Source organism: Microbispora sp. NPDC049633, assembly GCF_040675265.1.
Lineage (GTDB): Bacteria > Actinomycetota > Actinomycetes > Streptosporangiales > Streptosporangiaceae > Microbispora > Microbispora maris.
This window is the reverse complement of record NZ_JBFAOO010000328.1, coordinates 1-4,860: the sequence shown is the minus strand read 5'-3', so window position 1 is coordinate 4,860 and position 4,860 is coordinate 1. Positions and strand designations below refer to the sequence as shown.

At 72.7% G+C, this 4,860-nt stretch carries 4 protein-coding genes and 1 pseudogene; 3 read left to right on the top strand and 2 right to left on the bottom strand.

Annotated elements, in window-relative coordinates:
• The first annotated feature begins 353 nt into the window (after positions 1 to 353).
• Both AB0J39_RS38120 and AB0J39_RS38115 read left to right on the top strand, forming a co-directional pair.
• Positions 354 to 1,508 carry a histidine kinase gene (locus AB0J39_RS38120; RefSeq protein WP_363473864.1) on the top strand — a complete coding sequence of 385 codons (1,155 nt, stop codon included), beginning with the start codon at positions 354 to 356 and terminating at the stop codon, positions 1,506 to 1,508.
• A pseudogene (locus tag AB0J39_RS38115) lies at positions 1,505 to 1,747 on the top strand (response regulator transcription factor); the annotation flags it as partial. The gene AB0J39_RS38120 and the pseudogene AB0J39_RS38115, both read left to right, overlap by 4 nt.
• Before the next feature lie 46 nt (positions 1,748 to 1,793).
• Here the strand turns inward: AB0J39_RS38115 and AB0J39_RS38110 are convergent.
• Together AB0J39_RS38110 and AB0J39_RS38105 are read right to left on the bottom strand one after the other, a co-directional pair.
• Complete coding sequence (locus AB0J39_RS38110) at positions 1,794 to 2,915, bottom strand: Gfo/Idh/MocA family oxidoreductase (protein ID WP_363473862.1); 1,122 nt, start codon at positions 2,913 to 2,915, stop codon at positions 1,794 to 1,796.
• The gene (locus AB0J39_RS38105) at positions 2,912 to 3,943 is read right to left on the bottom strand and encodes an aldo/keto reductase (RefSeq protein ID WP_363473860.1); all 1,032 of its coding nucleotides are present in this window, start codon (positions 3,941 to 3,943) and stop codon (positions 2,912 to 2,914) included. The genes AB0J39_RS38110 and AB0J39_RS38105 overlap by 4 nt, the downstream gene beginning before the upstream one ends.
• A gap of 133 nt (positions 3,944 to 4,076) precedes the next feature.
• Between AB0J39_RS38105 and AB0J39_RS38100 the strand changes: the two genes are divergently transcribed.
• Complete coding sequence (locus AB0J39_RS38100) at positions 4,077 to 4,505, top strand: MarR family winged helix-turn-helix transcriptional regulator (RefSeq protein ID WP_363473859.1); 429 nt, start codon at positions 4,077 to 4,079, stop codon at positions 4,503 to 4,505.
• The last annotated feature ends 355 nt before the right edge of the window (positions 4,506 to 4,860 follow it).

Here is a 4,860-nt window from a genome sequence, read left to right as displayed (position 1 = left end):
TCTTCCGACGAGATCGGCACCTCGAAGGTCAACGCCGACCTCGCCCTGCGCACCGCCGTCGACGTCGCCGCCGGCGAGTACCACTCCACTCTGACCCTTTCGCTGTTCAACCAGTCCTGAACCGGAGGCCTGGAAGGCCCTCCACCCGGGGTGCCCCGTGACGCGAGTCGCGGGGCACCCGCTTCCGTTCTCAGGCTCGCCCGCGGCGTCTGTCCGCGAAGCCGGGATACTCCCGGCGGAGTAGCCGTACGGCGGACGGAGCAGGCCCGAGGTGTCTGTGGCCGGACGACGCGGCACGGACGCCGCCCGGCCTAGCGTTGCGGCGTCACCAGTTCCCTCGTGGAAGGGCCCGCATGGCCGCATCGCACACAGTGCCCGCCTCCGCCCACCCTTTGAGCCAGGTTCGCCAGACCGGCTGGATCGCCGACGTCGCACTCGCCGCTCTCACCGTGGTCCTCTTCGTGACGGTCGCCCTCGCCACCGGAGTGCGACAGCCGTGGGACGGCGTCATCCCCGTCGCGCTGATCCTCGGCGCGCTTCTGCTCGTCCGGCGCCGATGGCCGATGACCGTGCTGCTGCTTTCGGTCGCCGCCGTCTTCGCCTATCACCTGGGGCATCCCTCACCCGCCGGATGGATCTGGCCCGTCGCGGCGGCGTACTTCACCGCGGCCACCGTCTGCCGCACACGCTGGGTGGTCGCCGTCGGCGTCGCCCAGCTCGTCTACTCCGCCGTCGACGCCCGGTGGATCATCGAGCGGAACGTCATCCGCTACTTCGTCCACACCCTCGGCGAGGGGCTGCTGCTCGCGGCCCTCGTCGCCGCGGGGCTCGCCTACGCCGCGTCGCAGCGCCGGCGCGACCTGCTGCGCGAAACCGAATACCGCGCCCGCGCCGCGGAGGAGCGCCTCAGCGTCGCGCGCGAGGTGCACGACATCGTCGCCCACACCCTGGCCGTCGTCGGCGTCCACCTCAACGTCGCCGCCGACACCCTGCGGGAGGAGCCGGCCGAGGCCGCCGCCGCGCTGAGCCTGGCCCAGGAGGTCAGGAACCGGGCGATGAAGGACCTCAACGCGCTCATCGCCGTCCTGCGGGAGGGCCCCGCCGGCACCGAGCCCCAGCCCGACGTGTCCGCGATCGGCGTGCTCGTCGCCGACGCCCGCGCCGCCGGGCTCGACGTCACCCTCCACGAACACGGCGATCTGTCCACGATCCCCGCGCCCGCCTCCGTCGCGGTCCACCGCATCGTGCAGGAGGCCCTCGCCAACACGCTCAGGCATTCGGGGGCGACCAGGGCCGAGGTGACGATCGGCCGCCACCCGCGAGCGATCACGGTCGAGGTCGCCGACGACGGCAAGGGCGACCCCTCCGGCGGCGGCGTCACCGAGGGGAACGGCCTCACCGGCATGCGCGAGCGGGTGCGCGCCCTCGGCGGGACGCTCACCGCGGGCCCGTCGCCCCGGGGCTTCGCCGTGCAGGCCGAGATCCCTGTGGCAGGCTCACCGGAGTGACGATCAGCGTGCTCCTCGCCGACGACCAGGCACTCGTACGCGCGGGTTTCCGCAGCCTGCTGGCCCGCTCGCGGGACGTGGCCGTCGTCGGGGAGGCCGCCGACGGCGCCGAGGCCGTACGGCTGGCCGCGAGCCTCCGCCCCGACGTCGTCCTCATGGACATCCGCATGCCGGGGACGGACGGCATCACGGCCACCCGGAGCATCGTCACGGGCCAGGACTGCCGGGTCGTCATCCTGGCCTACGAGAGCGGCCTGGTACGTCCCGGCGGCTGAGGTCTCATGGTCAGGCCGTCGTGAGGGCGGATTCGATGCCGCGGTGCCGGGCGGCGCCGTGCGCGAAATCGGGCACGCCCGGCGTGCGGCCCTCGCGCAGGTCGTCCAGGAACCGCTGGTATGCGTGTGCGACGGCGTAGGCCGGCGCGTCGGCGTGGGGGTCCAGCCGCGGGACGCGGACGTAGGACTCCGGCACCGTCAGCGGCGCGAGCCCGGATGTGCCACGCCCGCCTTCGAGGGTGACCGGGCTGAGCTGGAGGTGGCCGACCGGGGCGGTGATGACGAGGTCGCCCTCGGTGCCGTTGATCTCCCAGCGGAAGTTGACGCCCCGGGACATGCCTCCGCGGTAGTGGAAGGTGGCCACCGCGCCGCCCGGCAGCCGTCCCGAGGCCACCACCTGGTCCGGGGCGGTCATGGGCACGGGCCGTCCGCTCGCGGTGTCCACGGCCGACGTCCGCCGCGACGCCAGGTCGATCCGCAGATCCTCGGGCTCTCCCAGGACGGACGCGAGTCCGTCGAGGGTGTGCGCGAAGGGGATCGTCAGCAGCGTCATGCCGTTGGCGGCGTCGAGCACGTGATGATCGCCGGGGCCTACGGTGGCGCCCCACGCGCCGCCGGAGCCGACGACCGTCGTGGACAGCACTTCCCCCACATAACCGTCGGCCACGAGATCCCGCACGTAGGCGAGGGCCGGGTGCGACCGCGCCTGGAGTCCGACGACGGTCGGCACCGCGCGGCCGCGCGCCTCCCGCGCCATGTCCTCGGCCTCCGCGAGCCCGTTGCCGAGCGGCCACTCGCACAGCACGCTCTTGCCGGCGCTCAGCGCCGTCCGCACCAGCTCCCGGTGGTGCGGCACCTTCACCGCCACGACCACGAGGTCCACCTCGTCGCAGGCGGCCAGGTCGGCCGCCGTTCCGAAGGTGCGCGGCACTCCGTGCCTGTGTCCGGAGCGCTCCGCCGACTGTTTCGAACTCGTGCTCAGGGCCCTCAGCTCGTAACCCGGGACGGCGCGCAGGGCCGGCAGGTGGGAGCGCCCGGCCCAGCTTCCGTCCGCCCCGAGCCCGACGATCCCTACTCCGATCGGCTTCCCGGACCGGGCCCGCTCGGCGAGCGGTGACGTGGATGCGTTCATGATTCGCGACCTGTTCTTCCTGTGGATGGCGACTCGCTGTCCAGCAGAGCCATGAGGGGTGCGGCGTACCGGGTGCCGGCCACCGCGCCGGCCGGGACGGCCTCGTCGATCGCGCGCAGGTCCGCGTCGTTGAGGGCGACGCCGATCGCGGCCAGGGCCTCCTCGACGCGGTGCGGCCGGCGGGTGCCGAGGACGGCCACGATGGTGCCGCGCTCGCGGCTCCGCGCGACGACCCAGGCGGTGGCGAGTTGCGCGACGCTGATTCCGTGCGCCTCGGCGAGCGGCCGCAGCCGCTCGACGAGGGCGAGGTTCGCGGCGAGATTGCCGGGATGGAAGCGCGGCAGCCAGCCGGCGCGCGGGTCACCGCCGGCGGGTTGCCGGTAGGCGCCGGTGAGCAGGCCGTGCGCGAGGACCCCGTAGGCGGTGACGCCGATCCCCAGCGCGCGGCAGGTGTCCAGGATGCCGTTGGTCTCGGGGGAACGGCTGAACAGGGAGTATTCGATCTGCACATCGCAGATCGGGTGCACGGCGTGGGCACGGCGGATGGTCTCCGCCCCCACCTCGGAGAGCCCGATGTGGCGCACGTATCCGGCCCGGACCAGCTCGGAGATCGCGCCGATCGTGTCCTCGATCGGAGTGGCGGGATCGAGGCGGGCGGGGCGGTAGATGTCGACGTGGTCCCTGCCGAGGCGGCGCAGGGAGTAGGCGAGCGCGTTCTTGACGTGGGCGGGCCGGCCCTCGATGCCGACGAAGGCTCCGTCGGGGCCGCGCAGACCGCCGAACTTGACGCTGAGGAGCGCCTTGTCGCGATCGCCGCCGCGGAGCGCGCGGCGGATGAGGTCCTCGTTGTGGCCCATGCCGTAGAAGTCGGCGGTGTCGAGGAGGGTGACGCCGGCGTCGAGGGCGGTGCGGATCGTGGCGATGGCGTCGGCCTCGTCGGCGGGGGCGGAGTGGTCGGACATGCCGGCGCAGCCGAGGGCGAGAGGGGCGACCCGAGGGCCGCCGGTTCCAAGAGGTCGGGTGTGCATGGCGCCTCCTGCGGGGCGGGGAAGCATGGACGCCGCCGACAGGGCTGCCGTGAACACAGCCGTCTGTTAGCGTTGATATCTCAACATTAGGAAGAGGCATGTTGATATGTCAACACGGATTGATGAGACCGCCATGCCGGACAAGGCCGCGGCCGGAGCCGCGCCGGACCCTGTCGACTTCTGGGCCACCTTCAAGCGCGTCCACGAGGTCGTCCGGGCCCGAGTGATCGCGGACACCGCCGAGGCGGCGGGCCTGTCCGAGCCGGACCTGTCGATCCTCGTCAACCTCGGCAAGGCGGGAGGCGCCCTGCGCCAGAGCGAACTCGCCGCGTCGCTCGGCTGGGATCGCACCCGCGTCTCCCACCAGCTCACCCGCATGAGCACCCGCGGCCTCGTCGCCCGCGAGCGCACCGGTGGCGTCATCGTCACCCTCACCGACGCCGGACGCGCCGCCATCGCCGCCGCACAGCCCGGCCTGGACGCCGCGGTGCGCCGCCACTTCACCGACAAGCTCTCCGCGCAGGAGATCGAGACGCTGGCCTCCGTCTTCGGCCGGTTCTAGGACCGGACCGCGAAGCGGTCGACGCCGCCGCGGAACCAGGCGGCCCTCGACTCCCGATCGGCGACTCCGGTGACGCCGCCAGTCAAGATCAATTCCTTGCATACTAAATTCAAGTATTGACCTAAGTATCGAAGGCGATCATTCTCTGGGTCAGGGCTCGCCCTGTTCACCCCCCGAAGAGGAATCGCCACCATGAGAAGACGCCCAACGATCCATTCCGCCCGCCGCGCCCTGACAGCCGTGATCGGCGCGCTGGTCCTGGTCGCGGCCTGCGTCGTGGCCGGCGCGGCCGTGTCCGGCCCGGCGTACGCCGCGCCCGTCCTGCTGTCGCAGGGCAAAGCCGCGACGGCCTCGT